16 protein-coding genes are annotated in these 19,659 nt (G+C 59.4%); 6 read left to right on the forward strand and 10 right to left on the reverse strand.

Annotated features, from left to right (window positions below):
* Positions 1 to 222 precede the first annotated feature (222 nt).
* From DCC25_RS04880 to DCC25_RS04890, 3 genes are read right to left on the reverse strand one after another with little or no spacing between them, the layout of a single operon-like run.
* Complete coding sequence (locus DCC25_RS04880; protein WP_110100812.1) at positions 223 to 3,360, reverse strand: type I restriction endonuclease subunit R; 3,138 nt, start codon at positions 3,358 to 3,360, stop codon at positions 223 to 225.
* The gene (locus DCC25_RS04885) at positions 3,357 to 4,553 is read right to left on the reverse strand and encodes a restriction endonuclease subunit S (protein WP_110123300.1); all 1,197 of its coding nucleotides are present in this window, start codon (positions 4,551 to 4,553) and stop codon (positions 3,357 to 3,359) included. The genes DCC25_RS04880 and DCC25_RS04885 overlap by 4 nt, the downstream gene beginning before the upstream one ends.
* On the reverse strand, positions 4,550 to 6,115 hold the full coding sequence (locus tag DCC25_RS04890; protein WP_110100814.1) for a class I SAM-dependent DNA methyltransferase: 1,566 nt from the start codon (positions 6,113 to 6,115) through the stop codon (positions 4,550 to 4,552). The genes DCC25_RS04885 and DCC25_RS04890 overlap by 4 nt, the downstream gene beginning before the upstream one ends.
* A 430-nt stretch (positions 6,116 to 6,545) precedes the next feature.
* Between DCC25_RS04890 and DCC25_RS04895 the strand changes: the two genes are divergently transcribed.
* From DCC25_RS04895 to DCC25_RS04910, 5 genes are all read left to right on the forward strand, one after another.
* Positions 6,546 to 7,769, forward strand: coding sequence for a CaiB/BaiF CoA-transferase family protein (locus tag DCC25_RS04895; protein WP_233242943.1), 1,224 nt, complete (start codon positions 6,546 to 6,548; stop codon positions 7,767 to 7,769).
* 5 nt (positions 7,770 to 7,774) lie between these two features.
* Positions 7,775 to 8,221, forward strand: a complete 447-nt coding sequence (locus tag DCC25_RS04900; RefSeq protein ID WP_110100815.1) for a thioesterase family protein — start codon at positions 7,775 to 7,777, stop codon at positions 8,219 to 8,221.
* 33 nt (positions 8,222 to 8,254) lie between these two features.
* Complete coding sequence (locus DCC25_RS04905) at positions 8,255 to 9,469, forward strand: acyl-CoA dehydrogenase family protein (protein ID WP_110100816.1); 1,215 nt, start codon at positions 8,255 to 8,257, stop codon at positions 9,467 to 9,469.
* A 266-nt stretch (positions 9,470 to 9,735) separates the two neighbouring features.
* Positions 9,736 to 10,116, forward strand: coding sequence for a dicarboxylate/amino acid:cation symporter (locus DCC25_RS11755; protein ID WP_255410755.1), 381 nt, complete (start codon positions 9,736 to 9,738; stop codon positions 10,114 to 10,116).
* 44 nt (positions 10,117 to 10,160) lie between these two features.
* Positions 10,161 to 10,997 (forward strand): dicarboxylate/amino acid:cation symporter, encoded by an 837-nt coding sequence (locus tag DCC25_RS04910; RefSeq protein WP_255410758.1) that lies wholly within the window; start codon positions 10,161 to 10,163, stop codon positions 10,995 to 10,997.
* A 59-nt stretch (positions 10,998 to 11,056) separates the two neighbouring features.
* On the opposite strand, the gene DCC25_RS04915 is transcribed toward DCC25_RS04910, so the two are convergent.
* From DCC25_RS04915 to DCC25_RS04930, 4 genes are all read right to left on the reverse strand, one after another.
* A complete protein-coding gene (locus tag DCC25_RS04915) occupies positions 11,057 to 11,833 on the reverse strand; it encodes a hypothetical protein (RefSeq protein WP_110100817.1) in 777 nt (258 codons plus the stop codon).
* Positions 11,830 to 12,729 carry an ATP-binding cassette domain-containing protein gene (locus DCC25_RS04920; protein WP_110100818.1) on the reverse strand — a complete coding sequence of 300 codons (900 nt, stop codon included), beginning with the start codon at positions 12,727 to 12,729 and terminating at the stop codon, positions 11,830 to 11,832. Before DCC25_RS04920 ends, DCC25_RS04915 begins: the two co-directional genes overlap by 4 nt.
* 32 nt (positions 12,730 to 12,761) lie before the next feature.
* A complete protein-coding gene (locus DCC25_RS04925) occupies positions 12,762 to 13,133 on the reverse strand; it encodes a GntR family transcriptional regulator (RefSeq protein ID WP_370443906.1) in 372 nt (123 codons plus the stop codon).
* Between the two features lie 235 nt (positions 13,134 to 13,368).
* A complete protein-coding gene (locus tag DCC25_RS04930) occupies positions 13,369 to 13,974 on the reverse strand; it encodes a TetR/AcrR family transcriptional regulator (protein ID WP_110100819.1) in 606 nt (201 codons plus the stop codon).
* 145 nt (positions 13,975 to 14,119) lie between these two features.
* On the opposite strand from DCC25_RS04930, the gene DCC25_RS04935 reads away from it, so the two are divergent.
* Positions 14,120 to 14,779: a hypothetical protein gene (locus tag DCC25_RS04935; protein ID WP_146206413.1), complete on the forward strand. Its 660-nt coding sequence runs from the start codon at positions 14,120 to 14,122 to the stop codon at positions 14,777 to 14,779.
* A gap of 275 nt (positions 14,780 to 15,054) precedes the next feature.
* Here the strand turns inward: DCC25_RS04935 and DCC25_RS04940 are convergent, their stop codons facing one another.
* The 3 genes from DCC25_RS04940 to DCC25_RS04950 are packed head-to-tail and all read right to left on the reverse strand — an operon-like array spanning position 15,055 to position 19,614.
* Entirely contained in the window at positions 15,055 to 16,305 is a 1,251-nt protein-coding gene (locus DCC25_RS04940) for a CdaR family transcriptional regulator (protein ID WP_110100821.1), read from the reverse strand.
* A complete protein-coding gene (locus DCC25_RS04945; RefSeq protein ID WP_304529231.1) occupies positions 16,265 to 17,737 on the reverse strand; it encodes an NAD(P)/FAD-dependent oxidoreductase in 1,473 nt (490 codons plus the stop codon). Before DCC25_RS04945 ends, DCC25_RS04940 begins: the two co-directional genes overlap by 41 nt.
* 8 nt (positions 17,738 to 17,745) lie before the next feature.
* Positions 17,746 to 19,614: a DUF3556 domain-containing protein gene (locus DCC25_RS04950; RefSeq protein ID WP_110100823.1), complete on the reverse strand. Its 1,869-nt coding sequence runs from the start codon at positions 19,612 to 19,614 to the stop codon at positions 17,746 to 17,748.
* Positions 19,615 to 19,659: the final 45 nt, after the last annotated feature.

The raw sequence follows: 19,659 nt of genomic DNA on the forward strand, positions 1-19,659 counted from the left end.
AACCCAGGGCGGTGAAGACGGCACTGAGAATGACCAAGACGGGTGGCGGTTTTGAATCACGCTGTTGATGTTTAAAACTCACAATGCGCGGGGTACTAAGGCTCTTGGTTCTCGACGAAGCTGTCCACCCAAGGCAGTAGTGGCCAGTCATCTCTAAAAGGGCACTGTCGTGTCGGGTGCTCTCGTCCACCCTTGGAAATTGCCCGATGTTTTACAGCGCTTTTAAGCAGCGTTTTCTTGGCTAGCAAGTACCTGTGCCTGCTCTAGGACAAGTTCGATCGCCTTGGCTTCGGCATCTGGCGGGTAATCGTACTTCGCCAGCAAACGTCGGACTTTGGACCGCATTGCGGCACGCACGCTCTCCTTATGCTCCCAGTCGATGACCACGCTGTTTCGAACGGCCTGCACGAGGTCGATGGCGATTTGCTTCAACGTGTCATCGCCCATTTGTAGGACGGCAGCATCGTTCTGAGCAATAGCATCATAAAAGGCTACTTCGGCGACACTCAGACCGAGGTTTTCTGTCCTCTGATCTGAATCTCGCATTTCCTTAGCGAGTTTGACGAGCTCAGCAATAATATCCGCAGCGGTAAGTGACTGGTTTGTATACCGGTTCACGGCCGCATCGAGCATTTCGGAGTACTTCCGACCTTGCACGACGTTCCGCCGTCTAATCGTGCGAAGCTGGTCGTTGATAATCCGTCGCAACAGACCAATCTGCAAATTGGGCCTGTCCTGATCAGCGAGGGAGTCCAAGAACTCGTCACTCAGCAGGGAAATTTCAGGGGTCTCTACACCAGCCAGTTGATAAACATCGAGGACTTGGTCAGAAGCAATAGCCTCATTGAGCAACTGTCCTAATGCTGTGTCTATTTCCACCGACCCGGAACCGCCCAGACCCGAATCTGGGTTCTGGATTTTCAGGATCGCGGCCCTCACGTCGGTGAACAATCTGACATCGTCCCGGATTTTGGTGGCTTCTTCGTGCGCGCCAACAAGGGCGAAGACCTTTGCCAATGCGAGTACTTGATCGTTGAATCGCGAGGTTCGATCATCATCGGCCATGACAAAGTCCAGGACTTTCGCATACTCGTTGAGTCGTTGGGAGGCCGATAGCGAGGGGGAGGAGTTATATTCAACACCGTGAAGAATTCCACGAATAATATCGTATTTCTCCAACATCACCCGCACCATCGCCTCAAGTGGAACCCCTGTCTGGTCTTGATCCGATGGTGAATACTCTTTGAGGGCTTGTTGCAGGTTGGAGAACAGACCAATATAGTCCACGATGAGGCCACCCGGCTTGTCCCGGAAGGTTCGATTCACTCGAGCAATGGCTTGCATCAGCCCTGCGCCCCGCATGGTTTTATCCACGTACATGGTGTGCATGGCGGGCGCATCGAATCCGGTCAGCCACATGTCACGAACAATGACCAGCTCTAACGGGTCGTCGGCATTCTTCGCCCGGAGCTTGAGCTCCTTGCGGACCTCGTTGGAATGGATATGGGGCTGGAACTCAGCAGGATCAGAAGCCGATCCGGTCATGACGACCTTAATCTTGCCTTGATCAGGATCGTCCGAGTGCCAGTCAGGACGTAGCGCAACGATTTTCTCGTAAAGTCTCACCGCGATACGACGGCTCATCGTGACGATCATGCCCTTGCCGAATAAGGCTTCCCGTCGTTTCTCCCAGTGCTCAACGATATCGTGGGCTATCAGGTCTAGTCTCGACTCAGAGCCGACAATTGCTTCCAAGCGTGACCAGCGCGATTTCGCGGCTTCTGCCTCATCTTCGTCAACACCCTCTGTAATCTCATCAGCAAGCTCATCAAGCGCGTCAAGGTCGGATTCCGATAGCGTCACCTTCGCCAGCCGTGATTCGTAGAAAATCCGGACGGTAGCACCATCTTCGACAGCCCTGGTGAGATCGTACACGTCAATGTAGTCGCCAAACACCGCCCGCGTGGACTTGTCATTTGACTCGATGGGGGTCCCGGTAAACCCTAGATATGTCGCACCGGGTAGAGCATCACGCATGTGTTTGGCCAGCCCCGCTTTGAGACGGCCACTGCGGTCCAGCGTCTGACCGAACCCGTACTGGCTGCGGTGGGCCTCGTCAGCAACCACCACGACATTCCGCCGATCAGTCAGCACGGAGTTATTATCCCCGTCTTCACCGGGTGCGAATTTTTGCAAAGTGGTGAAAATGATCCCACCGGAGGCACGTTTGAGCTTATCCCGAAGGTCGGAACGCGTTGTCGCTTGCACGGGCGTCTCCGGCAAAATTCTTGCGGGCGCAAAGGTTTCGCCGTAGAGCTGATCGTCTAGATCGTTCCGGTCGGTAATGAACACCAGAGTGGGGTTTGCCATGCGTGGGTCGCGCATAATCTTCGCTGCATAAAACAGCATCTCGAAGCTCTTGCCCGAACCTTGGGTATGCCATACGACGCCACCGCGACGGTCGCCATCGGGGCTCGAGGCTTGCACCGTGGACTCAACAGCGGTGTTGACTGCCCAATACTGATGGTACTTCGCCACACGTTTCACCAGCGCCCGAGTGGGCTGTCCGGTTGCCTTGTCGGTGACGGTCTCATCGCTAAAGACGATGAAGTTCTTCAGCAGATCAAGGAATCGGTGTGGTTCGAAGACTCCTCTAATGAGAACTTCCAGAGAGGGACGGTCAGTCACGACATCACGTCCCCCAATGGTCTTCCAGGGGGCATAGTGCTCAAATGCTCCCGAGTAACTACTCAACGCAGCTGAGGTGCCGTCTGAGATCACGGTAACGGCATTGGGGACGAACACGGAGGGAATGTCGTTGCGGTAAGTCTGTATCTGGTTCCACGCGGATTTCAAGGTCGCCTGTTCATTGGCCGGGTTCTTCAGCTCCAGCAACGCCAGAGGCATACCGTTGACCATCACGAGAACATCGGGCCGACGCGTCTTGCCGTTCTCAACGATCGTGAACTGGTTGATCACGGCCCAGTCATTATTTTCAGGCTGCTCGAAATCTACGAGGCCGAGTCGGGTGGTTCGAAGCTGACCGTCGTCGCTACGATACTCGACGGCCACGCCGTCGATGATGAGCTGATGCAGGCGTGCATTCTCATCGATCAGGCTCTGCGACTCAGCCCGCTGGACAGTCTTGACCGCCTCATCGATAAGCGCGGCATCGGTGCCAGGGTTGATCCGTTCTAGCGCCTCACGCAACCTTCCCCATAAGGTCACGTCTTCATAAGAGTCACGTTCCGCGTTAGGCCCGTCGGGGGCGATATCAACGCCATGAACTCGCCGATATCCCAGATCGGCGAAATACTCTAGAGCGGCTTGCTCGACGGTGTTCTCGTTAAAACTGGTCATACATCAGCACCTTCCACAGGAACACGGATACGGCCGGAGAGAAGTTCGGGGAGGAGGGCGTCGCGAGTAGATGTTAATCGGTTGTTTTCAGTTGTGTACGCATCCATGCGAGAGAGCAGCGCCCTCGCGGTAGCCGCAAAACCCTCTTGCTTCTCTGGAGAGACGACCGGTGCCAACCAAGTCGGCATCGCATCTTTGGCTAGGTGAAGAACCGTCGTCCCTGTCACACGACTGCGGCAATGCTGGCGGAACGCTTCGCTACTCAACAGCCCGAGCAGGTACTCATTCGGCATGCCGTCCTTTGGGCGCAGGATGGAAAGGTCTAGCGAAGCGACCAGGATGTCGTGGTTCCCGCTCGCAGGAACGCGAACGCCCCGTCCTACGACCTCTGCTCCCTGCGTGAGATCAGTCTGCGCCACAACTATCTCGCCGGGGGATACAATCTGTTCGGGCTTGTAGGGACCGATGTAAGGTTTCAGTCCATCATGTTTGTACCCGCCATTACGGTCGATGTTCTTCAGTGTCACTAGCGCTACTGGTGAATCCTGCAGCTCGGCACTTTTGTAGGATCGTCCCTTTGTGATGGTTGCAATAGCGTCGAGCGGCCGAGTGGAAATAGTCTCTGTGGACTCCAGCGTACGAGAAAACTCTGCATTAAAGAGCTCCCCTAGAAAGTTGATCGCCCGCCGGTTCGACTCGATCTTGTCGTCGAGTGCGCCAAGCGTCGCCGCGATCGAGCGCTGCTCCTGCAGTTCGGGAAGATCAATCTCGAATGAGGCTAAAGAATCGAACTGAACTCTTTGTCTGCCGGAACTCCCATTCATCGAACCAATCGCATAGTCTCGGATCTCAGGCGAGGTAAACAAGTAGTAGGCAAAGCTAGTACTGGAGATTCCCTCTTTTCCGCGAATCACGATGAACTCCGTGGATCCGAAAGCCGGAGCATTTCGCTGGTTAGCAGCCGCACGATAAACCGACGTTTTTCCATTCTCCAAGGACGGAGTGATCCGCGCCATCAGAACATCACCGTCACAAAACTTCATTCCGCCGCCGTAGGGCTTTTCCTGTGCTGCGGACACGTCTCTGGTGAAGGGCACAAGGCTCGCCATGTCAACAAAAGGAGCATGCGTTCCCTTAGACAGTTTCACTGTCGGGTTTAGAACAAACGCTTCGCCAAGAGTCACGCGGCTCACTGAAGACCGCCTAACCGTCGCCGGATCTCACCTTCAAGCTCGCGTCCGCGCTCAAACTCGGCGAACAGCTCGCTCGTCAATCGCTCGATTTTCTCGTCGATCGGCTCGTCGTCGACTTCCGCCTCCTCGCTACCGACATATCGGCCTGGGGTAAGCACGAAGTCGTGTTTCTCGATCTCGTCGATCGTGGCTGACTTGGCGAAGCCGGGGACGTCCTCGTAGTTGCCGTCGTGGTTGCGCCACTCGTGGTACGTGTCCGCGATCTGAGCGATGTCACCATCCGACAGCACGCGCAGGCTGCGTGATTCCATATCCCCGAGTTTCCGGGCGTCGATAAACAGCACCTCGCCCCTACGTGCGCGATGCCCGTTGCCGTCCCGACCTTTGGACACGAACCACAGCGACACCGGGATGCCTGTGTTGAAGAACAACTTATCGGGCATCGCGACGATACAGTCGACGAGACCCGTTCGGACGAGGTTGCGGCGGATCTCTCCGTTGGTCCCTTCTTTGGAGCTGAGAGCGCCATTTGCCAAGACAAAGCCCGCGGTGCCGTTGGGCGCGAGGTGATAGATGAAGTGTTGGACCCAGGCGAAGTTGGCATTACCTTTGGGCGGGGTTCCGAACTTCCACCGTGGGTCGTCTTTCAGCTTCTCATCCCACCAGTCGGAAACATTGAATGGTGGATTCGCGATCACATAGTCCGCGCGGAGATCCTGGTGAAGGTCCTCGGTGAATGAGTCTGCCGAGTGCGATCCCATGTCCGCTTCGATACCCCGGAGCGCGAGGTTCATCTTCGCCAGTTTCCACGTCGTATCGGTGAATTCCTGCCCATACACGGAGATGTCAGTACGTTTACCACCGTGTGCCTTCACAAACTCTGCGGACTGGACAAACATGCCGCCTGAGCCGGCAGCGGGGTCATAAACACGACCCTTATAGGGCTCCAGCATCTCTACCAGTGTCTTGACTACGGAACGCGGGGTGTAGAACGCCCCGGCGTCCTTACCGGTTTCTTTACCTGCAAACTGCCCGAGGAAGTATTCGTACACTCGCCCGAGGACGTCATCCGCGCCGTGGTCGTCTGCTTCAGTGAATCCGATTGAGCCGATAAGATCCAGGAGCTCACCCAGACGCCGCTTGTCTAAGCTTTCACGGCCGTAATTACGGGGTAGCACGCCACGAAGAGAGGGGTTCTCTTTTTCGATGAGATCCATCGCCTGGTCGATCCGTTGCCCCACGTCGGCTTGTTTTGCGTCCGATTGTATCGAGTCCCACCGAGCCTTCTCTGGCACCCAGAACACGTTCTTACTGGTGTATTCGTCGCGGTCCTCGAGAAATGACTCGGCTCGCTCCGGCTTAATACCTTCCTCTGAAAGCTCAACTTTCAGCTGTTCGCGCCGCTCTTCAAACCGGTCTGATACGTACTTCAGGAACACCAGGCCAAGGACGACATGCTTGTACTCACTGGGTTCTTGATTTCCCCGTAATTTGTCGGCCGCTTCCCAGAGAGTCTGCTCCAAGCTTTTCTTAGGCTTTGATCGCGCCTTTGTCGTCGCCATGAACTCCCTCTTTTAGTTCCCACAGGTCAGCTTCCACTTCTTGATTCAACTTTATCTCAGCCCAACTAAATATGTCGGCTGTAACAGGACGCCCGCCTCAGCATCAGGCTCGGCCTCATGATGCTTGAACCGGTATCTCGACACAAGTACCTACATGACCGTTGCTAGGTCCCGTTTCCAGCACGACCCGGTGAACCACGGTAGCCCCCTTCCAAGGTCACTAGCTCACATTAACGGTCCTGCACCTTGCCTTGCATGACCGCGTGACCGCCGTCAAGCCCGACCCATAGCTGATTATTGTGCGTCGCTTATCAATCACCATCAATGTGGTCTTGGTCGTCAAATAGGTCGCCGTTGGAGTCCTCCGTGCTATAGATATGAACTGAGCCACATTTGTTGTTTCGACGACCCAAGGTAGAGGACACCGCCGATGATGTCTGAGCACTCCGCAACGCATGATTCCAGTACCCCCACCGAAGGACCATTGGCTGGGGTGGTGGTCGCCGACTTCTCTCGGGTCCTGGCCGGCCCCTATTGCACCATGTTGCTAGCCGACCTGGGTGCTACCGTCATCAAGGTCGAAGCGCCCTCCGGGGATGAGACCCGCACCTGGAAACCCCCGATGCGCGAGGGTATCTCCACCTATTACCTCTCCGTCAACCGCAATAAGCGCTCCATGGTGTTGGATTTGACCGAGGCAACGGACTTACAGACCGCCTACGATCTGCTGGACCGGTCCGATGTGTTCATCGAGAACTTCAAGGCCGGCGGCCTGAAGAAATTCGGACTCGACCCCGAAACGGTCGCCCAGCGGTGGCCCCACCTGGTGCACGCCTCCATTACCGGCTTCGGCACTGCCGGTGGGGCAACCATGCCTGGCTATGACCTGCTGGTCCAGGCGATGTCCGGGATGATGTCGCTGACCGGTGAGCCCGATGGTGACCCCCAACGCTCCGGTGTGGCCATCTTCGATATCATGACCGGCCTGCACGCTGCGCTGGCCATCTTGGCCGGGCTGCGTGAAAAAGACCGCTCCGGACTCGGCCAACACGCGGCATTGAACCTGTTCTCCTCCGCCTTATCGGGATTGGCCAATCAGTCCGGCGGCTACGCCGCGGCCGGCAACGTGCCCACCCGGATGGGCAATGACCACCCCAGCCTGTTTCCCTACGGGCCCTTCCACGCCAGCGACGGCCCGCTGATCATCTGTTGTGGCAACGACGCCCAATTCTCGCGTCTGGTCACCGCGTTGGGCACCCCCGACCTGGCAACCGACCCCCGTTTTGAGACCATGTCCCAACGCAACGCCAACCGGGAAGAACTCCGCGTCTTGCTCGAAGAGGCCTTGGCCACCGATACCGCCGAAAACTGGGCGGATGTCTTCGGCAACGTGGGCCTACCCTGCGGGCCTATTCTGGGCATTGATGGTGGCGTGCAACTGGCCGAAGACCTTGGCCTAAACCCCATCGTGACCATGACAGACGAGAACAACCCCGAGCGCGCCGTGCCGGTGATTGCCAACCCGATGAGTTTCTCCCGCTCCCCGATCTCCTACCGACACCTGCCACCCGAGTTGGGCGATTCCCACGACTGGGCGTTGGAGTTTATCCGCACCACCGAACCCAAAAACCCGCACCACCACACAGAAAGCTAACGCTCGTGCCCGCAGAATCCCGCGCCCCCTCCAATGCCTTTCACACCCGGTTGCAACTACGCTGGGCCGACCAAGACCTCAACCATCACGTCAATAACGCCACGCTGCTGACCCTGATCGAAGAGGCCCGGGTGCTGGCCAATCAGTCCTGGACCGGCGACTCCACCGATGGCAATGTCGCCGGCACGTACCGGCTGGTGCGGGCGACCACGATCGACTACGTTGCCCCGGTGCACTATCTCCCCGACGACCCCGGCTATCGCCACGCCGTCGACGCCCGCGTGTGGGTCACGAAGGTCGGCAACACCTCCTTCACCCTCGGCCACGAACTCAGCCAACCCCACCCCTGCGTCTACGCCGAAGCCGTACTGGTGGTGCTCTCCGCCGAAACCAACCGCCCCACCCCGATCCCGGAACCATTGCGCGACCTCTTGTTAGCCCAAACCAACTAGCTCTGCTCTCAGAGCAGCCACCAAGGACCAACCATGGCAACACCACACGACGTGATCCACCACGCCGATTACTTTCAGCTCGACGCAAGCCTCAACCCGGAGCTCCTCGACTTACGCGACCGCATCCGTGCCTTCGGGGACGAACACATCCTGCCGGTCATCAACGAGCACTGGGAGCGGGCCGAACTACCCACCGCGGTGCTGGAGCCGTTGGCCGAACTCGGTGTGGTCGGCACCTACATCCCCGACTACGGTTGCCCCGGGCTCTCCCGCCTCGGCGCCGGCATCGTCGCCCGAGAATTCGGACGTATCGACGGGTCGATCAACACCTTCCTGGGCGTGCACTCCAATCTCGGGATGGGCTCGATCTACCTGCTGGGTTCAGAAGAACAGCGCCAACGCTGGCTGCCGGACATGGCTCAGCTGAAAAAGACCGGTGCCTTCGCCCTGACCGAACCCGCCCACGGCTCCGACTCCGTCGCCCTGGAAACCTCGGCTCGCCGTGAGGGGAACACCTGGGTGCTCAACGGCCAGAAACGCTGGATCGGTAACGGCCACGCTGCCGATCGCACCGTGGTCTACGCCCGGGATGTCGCCGACGGCGAGGTCAAAGCCTTCGTCGTCGAAAAACAGCCCGACGGCACCTTCCCACCCGGATATCGGCCCACCCCGATCGAGGGCAAGATGGCTAAACGCGCCATCGTGCAGGCCGATATCATCATCGACAATGTCGTCGTCCCCGAGGAGAACCGACTGGCGCACTGCGAGTCCTTCGCCGGCGTCACCCGCGTGCTCAACGCCACTCGAGGAGGGGCCAGCTGGGAAGCTGTCGGCCACGCGATGGCCGGATTCGAACTCGCCGCCCAATACGCCCTGCAGCGCGAACAATTCGGCTCCCCGATTGCCTCTTTCCAACTGGTGCAAGAAAAACTGGCCACCATGCTCGCCGAGTTGACCCAAATCCAGCTACTCACCACCCGGATGGCCGAACTCCAAGAACAAGACCAGCTCACCCAGGCCATGGGCTCTCTGGTCAAAATGACCACAGCGCGCACCGCGTTGGCGATCTGCCGTGAAGCTCGCGACATGATGGGTGGCAACGGGTTACTGCTGGAACACCACGTCGCCCGGCACCTGACCGATATGGAAGTCGTCTCCACCTACGAAGGCACCGACTCCATCCAGGCCCTGATCGTCGGCCGGGATATCACCGGCATCTCGGCCTTCACCCGCAAAGCCCGCGGCTAGCTCTGCCTATCCCCAGCGCTACCCTCAGCTGGAGATATACGAAGGTATATCGACCAGCATTGGTTCATGTTTAGCCTTGTGAGCCACGCAACCCGTTCGGCTGTGTACGATCCCTGTAAGCACATATATACAGACCCTCCTCGCGAGATCCACGGCGAGGAGGGGTGTTGACGGTTACGCACCGGGGAACACTGATCTTGAGGAGACAAGCCTTGAGACAGTGCGTCTGACAGTCGCACACCCTGGGCTGAATTTTCAAGGAGTCGATGATGTCCACAAAGAAATCGTGGTGGAGACGGTATCTAGATTTCCCACTGATCTGGAAACTGGCCATAGCCCTTCTTGCTGGACTCATCGTCGGCCTGATCTGGGGCGAAGACGCAACGGTCTTAGAGCCGTTCGGCGAAATCTTTCTCCGCCTGCTCAACATGCTGGTCATTCCCCTCATCGTGGCCACACTCATCGTGGGAATTACGTCGGTGACCCCGCAAAAGCTCGGTCGTATTGGCGGAAAAATCTTCATCTACTATCTGCTGTCGACCTGCTTTGCTATTTCCATTGGACTGGGACTAGCTCTGCTCGTGAACCCGGGGAGCGGCCTGTCAGCCCCGGAGAACGCTAAGAAGGTGAGGAAGCCCCACCCTTAGCGGACGTATTTGTCAATATTTTTCCGGAGAACATCTTCCAGGCACTGGCCGAGGGCGACATCTTGGCCATTATGTTTGTCGTGCTGATCGTCGGTTTTGCCCTGGCCTATTTGATCGATAGCCATAACGAGAGCATCCGCGACGGGGCCTTGACGATTCGCAAGATCTGCGTGACCGGGCAAGAGATCTTGTTCCTGATTATTCGTGGTGTGCTGGAGTATTCCCCCATTGGTGTTTTTGCACTGATAGCCGTGGCGATCGGTGACATCGGTGTCTCAGCGTTGGTGCCACTGGGACAGCTCATCCTGGTCATTTATGGCGCGGTCGTGGTCATGCTCGTGGTGTATGCCGTCTTCATTCTTGCGATGAGACGTTCGCCCCTCGAATTCTTCAAGGCCGCCAAAGAACCCATGCTGACCGGATTTGTCACCCGTTCTAGCTCAGGGACGCTTCCGGTCTCTAGCCGTGCTGCTGAAAAACTCGGCATCCCACAGAGTACCTATTCGCTCACGTTGCCTTTGGGTGCCACCATCAATATGGACGGCACCGCGATCTATGTGGGTGCTTCCGTTGTCTTTGTTGCGGATGCTATGGGAACGACGCTGTCTGTTGCGGAAATCATCTCGGTGATCTTGGTCGGTGTCCTGGCTTCCATTGGCACTGCCGGTGTTCCAGGAGCAGGGATCATCATGTTGACCATGGCCGTTAATACGGCAGGGCTGTCCATGGCACCAGTAGCACTCGTTGCCGGTATTGACGCCATCCTCGACATGGCGCGGACCATGAATAACATTACCGGCGACTTGGCTGGAACTGTCGGGGTTGATGCGAGTGAAAAACGCCGGGAACGGAAGAAAGCCCGCGCCAGGCAAGAAGCCTGAACACTCGACGTGCGGGGGGATTTTCTCGCTACTTCAACCCAGCGCGGAGTTATCTGTGCTCAGCCACGGGAGGTAGCTTTGCGGATCATCAGGTAGGTGACCACCGACTGCACCGCTGCCACCAGCAGCAGCCAGCCAGAGATGCTCAGCGCGTTCTGTTGGACCAGCCACTCCCAGACTCGCGACCACCCTTCGTTGAGGGTCACCAGTATTGCCGCACCCGCGATCACCACGATCACCGAGAGGATCAGCGTCCACAGCCGGGCCAAGCCCAGCCGCAGGTAGAGCAGCACCACGCCGAAGCCGAAGAGCATGACAACCAGGCAGAGCAGGGCAGCCACCACGCCGAGCAGCGGGATGCTGCTGCCCTCGCCCTGGGTCAGGAACGGCAGATCGAACACGTAGGTGTTGAAACCCAGCCCGTCAGTGGCCCGTTCCAGCCAGGCCATCAGCGAGGCCGCCAGCCCGAAGCCTGCCGAGACCGCCGCGAAGGAGAGAATAGCTCCTATGACGAAGGTACGCCGGCTGAAGCTCAGTGCCAGCGAGAACGGGAAGGTGTGAGAGGCCGCATAGGCTGCCATGAACCCCAGGGACCACAGGGTGGCCTGGCCGGCCCCGGTGTAGATCGGATCCTCGATCGTCTCATCCGCCATGACATGAATGGTGGCCCCTAGGCCCAGGGCGATGGCCCAGGCGATCAGGAACACCATGACCGGCACGCCGATCAGCATGGTGGGAACGGCGAACTGCAGCCGGAAGGCGGCAGGCACCCGGGCGAAGCTGTTGGCTCGGGGGACGGTGGCGGTCTCGGTGGGGGAAACAGTTGCAACGCTCATCGGGCAGCCTCCTCAGCAGTCTGGTCGGTGGTCTGTGTGGTCAGGTGGACGACCAGCTGCTGCAGCGAGACCGGCACCACGTCCAGGTCCAGCTCGCGCAACCGCTGTCGTTCGTCATCGGTCAGTGCGCCCATCACAGTGGTGCGCACCATGCGTCCCAGCGACTCGTGCGCCAGCACTTCGCGCCCAGCAGCGATCTCCTGAACCGCATCGGCACGGCCCACCAGGGTCACCGCACGTTCGCGCAGCGACTCGGCGGGCTCGTCCAATACGATCCGGCCTTTGTCGATCAGCACCACGTTCTCGATCAGGTGGGCGATCTCATCAATCAGGTGGCTGGAGAGCACAATGGTCCGTGGGTGCTCGGCATAGTCCTCCAGCAGCCGGTCGTAGAAGACTTTGCGGGCCACTGCGTCCAGGCCCATATAGGGCTCGTCGAAGAAGGTGACCTCCGCGCGGGAGGCGATGCCGATGATCACGGCCACCGCCGAACGCTGCCCCCGCGACATCTTCTTCACCTTGGTCTTCTTCGGGACTGCAAAGTCCTCACAGAGCCGGTGGCACAGCTCCCAGTCCCAGTTGGCGAATGCCTGGGAGGCGGCGTTGAAGGCATGATGGGCCCGTGCGTCGTCGGGGTATTTCTGGTCCTCGCGGACGAAGCAGATCTTCGGCAGCACCTGCTCGTTCTCGTGCGGCACCTGCCCGAAGACTCTCACCTCGCCCTCAGAGGGCCACTCCTGGGCGGTGATGATGGACATCAGGGTGGTCTTGCCGGCGCCGTTGCGACCCAGCAGCCCGTGAATCGTGTCCTTCTCGAAGGTCAGATCGGTGGGATGCAGAGCCACCGTGCTGCCGTAGCGTCGGGTCAGGCCGCGCGTTTCGATGACGTTGCTCATCGTGTTCCTCTCACTCGTTGTCGGTGGTCTGCTCACGCCCGTTCGCGCAGCAACTCGATGACGTTCTCCACCGAGAGCCCGATGTGGCGGGCCTCGGCAAGCATCGGTGTGAGGTAGTGGTCGGCGAAGCTCTGGCGGCGCTCTTCACGCAGTCGCTCGGCAGCACCCTCGGCGACGAACATGCCCACTCCGCGCCGCTTGATAAGAATCCCGCGGCCCACTAGCAGGTTGATGCCCTTGGCTGCGGTAGCCGGATTGATTCGGTGGAAGGTTGCAAGCTCATTGGTGGAAGGAGCACGCTCGCCCTCTGCGAGCGAACCGTCCATCACAGACCCCTCAATCTCTTCAGCGATCTGCACGAACAGCGGTCGTCCGTCCACCATCAGCTCACCACTTTCTTCCATCGCTGAAACAGCCCCGGTTACCACCTCTACTACCTCAGTGGTTCATTACTCCACTAATTAACCATAGAGGGTCGAGGGCGTCAACCCCTTCTACGATCGACTCCACCCAAGCACTACACTGGGGTGGATCGAGATGAGGTCTGCCGCGCCGGGGAAGACGTTGCCACCGGCCCCAGCAATATCCTTGCCGCTTGCAGCAAGCAGACTTATTCGTCGCGAAGAGGGAAAGTTCGACCTATTCGAGTGGGCGCAGAAAAGTTCGCACAGACCGGATCAGATGGGGCTGATGCGTAGCCGGATCGAAATCGGGGTGGACGGCAGCTTGCAGGTATAGAGCCCCGATGAGGCTACCAATCCAGGCAGCCGCCTCATCCAGGTCTAGCTCCGCGTCAACATGGCCGGCCTCTGCAGCACGCTGGAGGAGCGCTTTGATACCCTCTGCCTCAGAAGCCTCTTGATTGTTGAGAACTTCAAGCACTTTAGAATCCCGATGTGCTTGGAGCATCGCTTCCAGCACAAGCTTGGGCACGATCGGGTGCTCGGTGGCAGGTTCTGCCAGATAGGCAACGAACGTTAGCAGAGCCTCCAGAGGCTCGGGGGCGCTCATCAGCCTATCCAGCAGTGCACGGGTATCCTGTTCGTCCTGCGTGAGCACTTCCAGGAAAATCCGCTTTTTCCCCGAGAAGTAGTGGTACAGAGTGCCGAGGCCGATCCCTGCCTGGGAGCACAACTGTGCGGTGGTAGTTCGTTCGTAACCCTGCTCGGCAAACAGCACCGCAGCACTGTTGAGAATGTGTTGCCGCCTAGCGGCGTGTTTTTCAGGGTCGGTCCTGCGTGCCATGCCACCTTCGCCTCGTTGTCAACAAATTAGTAGAGCGAACGCTCGGTTTTAGGATACCATGGTAGTTGCTCCCGCATTGCCGGAGCGATCCATCCGCGCTACCTGAGGAGTAACAGTCACGTCCGAATCGAGCATCACGGTCACTGTGAACTCGAAACTGATGCCAGTGTTCGCCACGGTAGGCGCGGTAGTCGGAGCGGTCGCAACGTTTATGATCGGCCCGGTGGTCTCCTGGCTTCTGGAGCGCGTGGACTCGGCTCCGACACCGTTACGGCTGATTGACCAACTCCCGCTGGTTTGGTCGCTTCCACTGATGACTGTGCTCGGAGCAGTCGGCGGCTGGATCATCTTCGGCATCTGGAATGAGGAGGTGGGCCGAGTTGTCATCGATGGCGACGAAGTCCGGGTTGACACCAAGACCGGCTCTTCCACATTCTCCCGGCAGGAGATCTCACAGGTCTTCATGGACAAGGAGGAGCTGGTGCTGACGGATGCTACTTCACGGGAGCTTTCCCGCACTGGTTCGGATAGCGGACTGGCCACCAAGCTGGGGGTAGCATTCAGTGCGTTCGGATATCCCTGGCGGGGCATCGGTGACCCGCGGGAGTCGGAATTTGTGGAGTGGGTGGACCGTAGCGCGGATCTGGATGAGCCTGTCCACGCGTTGCTGAGGGCCCGTCGTCGTGCACTTGCGGACGGCAAAGCCGGAGAGGCTGAATCCTTGCGCGAGCAGTTGAGCGATCGAGGCGTGATTGTGCGCGACCGCGGGGACAGACAGCAGTTCCGTCATGCCCCGTCCAACTAGGTTTTCTGTGGTGGCCATACTCCGACGCACGGGTGCTCAATTCGTGCCGTACCCACGGTTTGCTCAACTGCACCACCACATTCCAAGTCGCTACGCAGTATGTACCAATACACAGTCAGCTCACGCGTTGAGATATGAAGTAGCTGACACGACAATCTTCAGTTCCGCGTCGATGGGTCCCTTCATGCGTGTTGCAGAAGAGGCCTTGATCCAGCCGGCGGTGCAGTCGCTGATACTGCTAATCTCACCGCACTCGGCCCTTCACCTCCAGCGATTCATCCGGACTGTTCACTGAACTGTCGTGCGGCTAGCCCGAGGATCTCGCAGACCTGCAGGGCCATCGCCAAGTCGGTGGGGGTGCTGGCCAAAGGTTTTCCGCGCAGCTCGATGGCCTTCTCCACCCGGTAGCGGACGGTATTGCGGTGTAAGTTCATCGCGTTTGCGGTGCGGGTATGGCTACTCTCATTTGCCAGAAAACAGCTCAACGTCTCTCGCAACCGCTCCGCGTTCTCGCTGGCCTCACACAATCCCCGGAGTTGATCGGCCACCCACGCTTGCGTCGCCGGCAGATCATGGACCAGCACCGAGGTAATGGCTACACCGGGGTCGCCGTAGAACATAGCCCGTGGTGTGGTCTTCCCCGAGGCTAACGCCACGCGCATCGCGGCCTCGGCTTGCACATGGGAACAGCGAAAACCGACGACACCGGCTTCGGTACTACCAAAGGCAATCTTGCTACCCGGCAATTCTGCTAGCGCGGCGTCAAGCTGGGCGGGGTCGGGTCGTTGGGCTCGTCCCACCCCGAACCAGACCCACGCTAATCCCCGGTCAACAGCAGTAAACAGGTGCGGGGTGCCACGTCCGAAGGCACGAGCAACCTGCGAGGTCAGCGCCAGCAGGGCCGGCGTGGAATCCACCCCCGGGTTGGCGTCATCCACCCAAACCATTGCCGCCCGGTGAATCAGATCCAGCCGATAGTGGGCGCGTGCCTCAAAGGTACTGGGAGCCACGGGCTGCTGGTCCAGCACCTGGCGGACCAGACTCGAGGTGGCCGAAGCGCTATCTTCTAACCGGTGCCGTGTTTCCTCCGCGTGGACAGCCAGCACTTCCTGGGTGATCCAGTCAATATAGCTGTGAAAGAACCCATCGATATAGTGCTGGATTTCCAGCTTGGCTTCGGGCGGGCTATCCAAAGCCAACACTTCTTCAAAAACAAAGGCACGAAACGCTGACGTTCCCACGTGGTAGGCCCTGCGCAACGAATCCGAGGGGATCCCCCGTTGGGCGAGGCGATGAGCATATTCAATGGTAGCCGGATGAGCCTGGACTCGCTCGAGCGGGATGGCGTTACACAGCATGGAGGCAATCGTGGTGGCATTGCCTTCCACACTGGCCGCCAAGGACGTGAGTAACTCGGGCTCGTCGAGATAGTCCACGTTCCGGGCGATGGTTTTGGTCGTCTCCGAACTGATTTCCTCGAGTCGCTCAGACATTCTCTGGCCGACCAGCGAGATCTCGGTCTCCACGCACCGGGCTCCTTTCCTCAATTCTGCCGGCCCGCCGGAGTTCAGCCAGGGCTGACTGGGCCGCGTTATAGCCACACATCCCGTGGGCACCGGCTCCGGGCGGGGTGGCCGCCGAACAGAGGTAGAGTCCCGGTGCACCGAGCGAATAGGGGTTGATACTCGGCCGGGGCCGCATCAGCAACTGCCAGGCTGAATTGGCGCCGGTGACGATGTCCCCACCCACATAGTTGGCGTTGTGGGATTCTAGGTCCTGGGCTGACCGGACGTATCGGCCCACGATCCGGTCGCGGAACCCGGGGGCAAACCGTTCGATCTGTTCCTCGATCGCGACCGTGGCATCTCCGCGGAATCCGGCCGGTACGTGTGCGTAGGCATCCACCGGATGAACCGTGCCGGCAGAGCGATCCGGATCCGCCAAATACTGCTGGCCCAAGAGCACGAAGGGCCGGTCGGGCATCCTTCCTCGGTGGATTTCTCGCTCTGCAGTAGCGACCTCGTGATAGGTCCCGCCCACGTGTACCGTGCCGGCAGACCGGGCTGGCTCGTACCGCCAGGGGATGCCACCTTCCACGGCAAAGTTCACCACGAATGCTCCGGGCCCGTGCCGGAAGGACCGCAACCCGCACCGGACTGGGTATGGGATCTGCGCCCCGCCGATTTCCAGCGCGGCGGCCGGACTGATATCGAGCATGACCACATCGGCTGGCGGTAGATCCAACAAGGACCGTACGCGCAGCCCGGTTTCTACCCGCCCGCCGAGATCCTCCAGTGCCGCGATCATCGCCGCCGAGATGGCCTGAGATCCTCCGGCTGCCACCGGCCACCCGTAGGTGTGAGCGGCGGTGCCCAACGCAATCCCGATAGCCGAAGACGCCAGAGAGCCGAAGGGGCGGAAGGCGTGGGCGGCCACCCCTGCGAAGAGGGCGCGTGCCTGAGGTGTGTGCCACAGTTTTCCGAGCAGGGTAGCCGGCATGCCGGCAAAGGCTCCGAAGTGGGCCAGCTTGCACACGTGATGTGGCAGGTGCAACATCGGTTGCAAAAAGTCCTCGGTGATCTCCGGGAAGTTTTCGGACAGTGGCCCAAAGACCCGCTGCCACATTGGTCCGTCACTGCCCAGATGCTCTGCTGTGGTGGCCACATCCTGCCAGGCAGCCGCCCCGGTGCCGTCATCGAGCGGTTGGGCATATTGCACCTGGGGGTGCCGCCACTGCAAGCCGTAGCGATCCAGGTTGGCGATCGCGGAAAAGGCGGTCTCTACAGCAAGGGGGTGGAAGCCGGAGCATTCGTCGTGGAGAACTCCAGGCACCGTGAGTTCCGCTGAGCGGGTTCCGCCGCCGGGTTGTTCGGCGGCTTCCAGCACGGTGACTTCCAGTCCTGCACGGGCCAGGGTCACGGCGGCAGCGAGCCCATTGGGCCCGCTGCCAACCACCATCGCTGTCGTCATTCGGTTATTTTCTCACGGTCAACTGTGACGGGTACAACCTTGACCTGCGGGTCACCCGTGATCTCCGCGTCACTGTCGTGACGGCCATAGATCGCATCACCGGGTGCCTGGTAGCCCGGACGGGTCCAGGTCACGGTGTGCGGGATCGGGCCATCGGGTAGCCACGGCTGGGTCTCCGAGGAGTCCCGGGTGTAATACCAGCCACGCTCCACCACGCCCAAGGCCGCATCAATCACGCGGTACTCGGTCCGGTTACGGTGGATGGGTTCGGATTCGGTGAAGACCACCACCAGGTCGCCCGGTTCGTAGTTGCACCGTTTCTGCACGGCACTGATCAGCCGCTCATCGTGGAGGTGACCGTCACCGAACTGCCAGCCGATGAGCGGCGAACAAATCGTCTCGCCTTCTCGTAACCGGTAGGTGTCGATATTGTTGGTGTGCCGGTACAGCATCGAGTAGCACGCCCGTCCCATACTGTGCATGGCGCGGAAAGCATTTGCTTTCTCGGTGAATATCCCAGCCAGCTCTTCACCGAAGGTTGCCTTGAGCTGGGTGGAGTGCATCTGATTGGACTTCGTGATGTGGGTCTCCAGCTTGTTTTCGGCGTCCTCGTCGCGGAATGCCCACACGGTGCAGGCCCAGTTGCCGGCGTATTGACGGTAGGAGACCAAGAAGGAGATCCAGTCCGGGCGAATATTACCGATAATGGGCCAGATCACCATACCGCCAATCACCGCGGCAGCGACCCATGGCGAGCTGAAGTCGAAGACCCCGTAGCCGGCTTCAGCCGGGTAATTCCAGAACAGGAAGTAGGCGGCAAAGATAAAGAAGATATTCCACTCCAGCGGGACCGCCAGCGGCAGGGTCGAGATGATGAACACGTGGAAGGCGATGATGGCCACCAGCGCAATCAAGGTCAGGGTGCGGTTGGTGGAGAACAATAAGACCAGCGGTGCCACACCCTCCACCAAGGTCCCGGGTCCGTGAGCCATGATGGTGGTGAACCGTGAGGGCCGCATATCTCGCGGGAAGTCTCGGTACAGCGCCCGTTTGGCCGCCCGCGTGGGGATCCAGGGCGTATTAGCCATCATCGCTGCCACCGTCGGGGTGAAGTGACGTCCGAACTTCGAAATCGCTGCCCCGACCCAGACCACGACGATCACGACCTTGGCGGCGATGATCATATCGGTGAAGCTGGCCAGGACTGCGAAGGCCAGCAAGATCGGCGGGTACTGTTCGGCTCGTGAGGTGAGGAACACGACCTTATCGCGCAACCCCATCAAACCCAGCAGGCCCAAGTAGGTCAGCATCGCCCAAACCGGCAACAGCCCGGCTTGGGCGTCGGGGACCATCTCGGTGCGGGCACCCGGGTGCACCAGTAGGAAGACCAGGTTGACCAAGAGCGCGATATACACACCCACGTCCCAGGCCGTGCGGTGGTCTCCGGAGGTGCCGGGGACTTTATCCGGCCACGGCGGTACGCGCAGCGTGCCGGGACGCAGGTAGTAGAGAATGCCACCGATCGGTGGGCTGATCTTGAACGCCAATGGCCCTGAGGACGAGGACAGGCCGGTAATCTCGAACAGGATCGTCCAGACCATCAGTTTCAGGTAGACAATCGGTTCGGTCCACCACTCGGTGAACGCGCCAAAACCGCCCAGCGCCGGGGTGGTAAGCCCCACGACAACCACACCGAGGGCGATGTAGAGGGCCATTTTGACGATATAGAACAGCAGGATGTACTTCGGGACTCCGAATCCGTACTCACCCCAATGCTGAGTGAGGGTCTTCATTCGGTCTCGGAAAGGCATCTGTGACAGGGGAACGGGACCCGCCGGCGGCAGATCCGGAGTGCGGAAACCCATGATTCCTCCTTGAAACGTGGGTCGAAAAAGCTATGAGGGGACTGG

The organism is Auritidibacter sp. NML120636 (assembly GCF_003185945.1).
Lineage (GTDB): Bacteria > Actinomycetota > Actinomycetes > Actinomycetales > Micrococcaceae > Auritidibacter > Auritidibacter ignavus.

Excerpts from the sequence above, each read along its gene's own strand:
- DCC25_RS04880 (WP_110100812.1), bottom strand. The coding sequence starts at position 3,360 with ATGACCAGTTTTAACGAGAACACCGTCGAGCAAGCCGCTCTAGAGTAT.
- DCC25_RS04890 (WP_110100814.1), bottom strand. The coding sequence starts at position 6,115 with ATGGCGACGACAAAGGCGCGATCAAAGCCTAAGAAAAGCTTGGAGCAG.
- DCC25_RS04895 (WP_233242943.1), top strand. The coding sequence starts at position 6,546 with ATGATGTCTGAGCACTCCGCAACGCATGATTCCAGTACCCCCACCGAA.
- DCC25_RS04905 (WP_110100816.1), top strand. The coding sequence starts at position 8,255 with ATGGCAACACCACACGACGTGATCCACCACGCCGATTACTTTCAGCTC.
- DCC25_RS11755 (WP_255410755.1), top strand. The coding sequence starts at position 9,736 with ATGATGTCCACAAAGAAATCGTGGTGGAGACGGTATCTAGATTTCCCA.
- DCC25_RS04915 (WP_110100817.1), bottom strand. The coding sequence starts at position 11,833 with ATGAGCGTTGCAACTGTTTCCCCCACCGAGACCGCCACCGTCCCCCGA.
- DCC25_RS04920 (WP_110100818.1), bottom strand. The coding sequence starts at position 12,729 with ATGAGCAACGTCATCGAAACGCGCGGCCTGACCCGACGCTACGGCAGC.
- DCC25_RS04925 (WP_370443906.1), bottom strand. The coding sequence starts at position 13,133 with ATGGAAGAAAGTGGTGAGCTGATGGTGGACGGACGACCGCTGTTCGTG.
- DCC25_RS04930 (WP_110100819.1), bottom strand. The coding sequence starts at position 13,974 with ATGGCACGCAGGACCGACCCTGAAAAACACGCCGCTAGGCGGCAACAC.
- DCC25_RS04945 (WP_304529231.1), bottom strand. The coding sequence starts at position 17,737 with ATGGTGGTTGGCAGCGGGCCCAATGGGCTCGCTGCCGCCGTGACCCTG.
- DCC25_RS04950 (WP_110100823.1), bottom strand. The coding sequence starts at position 19,614 with ATGGGTTTCCGCACTCCGGATCTGCCGCCGGCGGGTCCCGTTCCCCTG.